We start from the raw sequence: 1,998 nt of genomic DNA, 5'->3' as shown, positions 1-1,998 counted from the left end.
GGCAGCGAGGCCGGTGATCTGCCACGCCCGAAACCAGAATCCGCGGCCGACACCGAAATCCATCAAGACCAACCCCGGATCGGTGGATCAAGGCTCAGGCTGGCCAATGAACAAGGGTTCGAATGGAGAGCCGTCGCGGAATTCGTTCACATCTTCGAAAGCAGCGCATCCGCTCCTTGCCCTGTCTGCATGTGTGAGGTCGGCTAGGACAACCGGCTACGCAGCATCGCCGTGGTTTTCATCGTCATAACTATGTCCCCGTCGTTTCGGGACATCTCGATGGAGATAGTGACTATGCCGCGGTCGGGCTTGGATCGCGATTTTCGGGCCTCCACGACGGTGATCTTGGCTGACAGCATGTCACCTGGCCGCACAGGACTTAGCCAACGAAGCTCGTCTGCCCCCGGTCCGCCCAGGCTCGCATCTTCATTCCAGTAGGAGGATACGAAGATGCGCATCATCAACGAGGCTGTGTGCCATCCAGAAGCGATCAGCCCTTTGAAAGGCTTTTCTGACGCAGTCACCGGGGCAGTCCCTTATTTTGCCTTTCGTGTTCGGCCGTCAGTCGCTTCTCGCAGCGGACCGGCGTGTCCTCGATGGCTTGCGGTGGAGATGTCAGGGCTCAGAGTTTGGTGTACTTAAAGGAGTGTGACTCCAGGCCTTCGGGGTTGGGTCCGTAAATGGTGACCATCCGCGCGTAGACGGGTGCCCAGTAACGGCCGGCTCGTCCAGGGTTTACGCGTGCCGAATCCCCCCGCTTCAGGATGACAGTCTCGCCTTCGCTCTGGATATGAAGTTCGCCCTCCAGGACGAAGTTCGTCTCGGTGTGGGGGTGGAAGTCCTCCCAGGCGCATGCGTCCAGTTCCCACTCGGAGAGTATGAAGTCGTTCCATGGGCCTACGGGAAGAGAAGTTATGAACCTGCAGCGCAATGCCTGCCATTTGTCCTGCATGGGTTCCAGGGACTTCGCTGGCCAAAAATCGATCGCTTCGCCCGTCGTCAGTGCCGGGGCCTGAGGGGTGGTTGTGGCCATTCTTTTCACCGTTTCTTCAATAGGGAATCTGCTTCTGAATACCCTGTGGAATCTAAGGAACTTTGCATCAGGGTGATGCGGGTCACTGCAGTGTGCACGCATTGACACGAACGAACGTTCGAGTCAATGGTTCGCGACGAAGATCGTGGGCCTTTTCTGGGCTCAAGCCATAGTCTTGAGGAAGTGTCCCTGTCCGGCCGGGAACAGGGACTGGAGAGTGAGTTATGCGGGTATCCGCCGAAGACCGAAGAGAACAATTGACTGCAGCGACTGTTGAACTCATGCGTCGTGAGGGTGTTCAGTCGGTGACCATTAGGGCTATTGCCAAGGCGGCCAATGCCCCGTTGGCAGCGGCACATTATTGCTTCCGCAATAAAGGGGAGCTCATGGACGTGGCCGCCGAGGCTTGGTTCAAGAACTTGAGCCGCTTTTCCAGCGACGTCCCGGTCCACCTAGGACTTCGAAAGGCGGTGGAACACGTAGCTGAGGGCTACTGGCGGGCACTGGAGGAAGAGCCCGCAAACATACTTGCTGAAATCGAACTAATTCTTTGGGCAACACGCAACGCCGATGTCAGCCCACTGGCCACCAAAATTTATCCAGCCTACGAAGTGGAGTTGGGGAACATCTTCTCCTCCGCGGCGCAAAGCAATAGTGACCAGTGCAACCTCGCCATCCCTTCGTTGGTGCGGGCCTTCCTGATGATCTACGACGGAGCGGCCATCCAGTACATGACAGACCCGACTGCCACTGATCCCCGCGCCTTGTTCTTTATGATGGTTGATGCACTTCTGACCAAGGCTGGCGTCTAGACCCGCCGCCAGAGCTCATAAGGCGGACACTAAACGGACCAGGCGGTTGGAGAGCGACCATGGTGGGCAACGAAGTTGCCCACCATGTTCATGGTGATTCGGAGTCACCGAGGGGACCTGCCGTTGCGTGTGGCCATTGAGGAACTGGATGGC

At 57.6% G+C, this 1,998-nt stretch carries 4 protein-coding genes; 2 read left to right on the top strand and 2 right to left on the bottom strand.

Annotated elements, in window-relative coordinates; genetic code table 11:
- A partial coding sequence (locus tag ABIB45_RS22435) for a hypothetical protein (protein ID WP_354218036.1) occupies window positions 1-207 on the top strand: 207 nt, incomplete at its 5' end.
- Here ABIB45_RS22435 and ABIB45_RS22430 read toward each other — a convergent pair.
- The gene (locus tag ABIB45_RS22430; RefSeq protein ID WP_354218035.1) at window positions 204-524 is read right to left on the bottom strand and encodes a MaoC/PaaZ C-terminal domain-containing protein; all 321 of its coding nucleotides are present in this window, start codon (window positions 522-524) and stop codon (window positions 204-206) included. The genes ABIB45_RS22435 and ABIB45_RS22430 overlap by 4 nt on opposite strands.
- Window positions 525-622: 98 nt before the next feature.
- Complete coding sequence (locus tag ABIB45_RS22425; RefSeq protein ID WP_354218034.1) at window positions 623-1,033, bottom strand: cupin domain-containing protein; 411 nt, start codon at window positions 1,031-1,033, stop codon at window positions 623-625.
- A 257-nt stretch (window positions 1,034-1,290) separates the two neighbouring features.
- Here ABIB45_RS22425 and ABIB45_RS22420 point away from each other — a divergent pair, with 257 nt between their 5' ends.
- On the top strand, window positions 1,291-1,845 hold the full coding sequence (locus ABIB45_RS22420; protein ID WP_354218033.1) for a TetR/AcrR family transcriptional regulator: 555 nt from the start codon (window positions 1,291-1,293) through the stop codon (window positions 1,843-1,845).
- The last annotated feature ends 153 nt before the right edge of the window (window positions 1,846-1,998 follow it).

The organism is Arthrobacter sp. UYCo732 (assembly GCF_040547265.1).
GTDB lineage: Bacteria > Actinomycetota > Actinomycetes > Actinomycetales > Micrococcaceae > Arthrobacter.
This window is presented reverse-complemented; position numbering and strand designations above follow the sequence as displayed.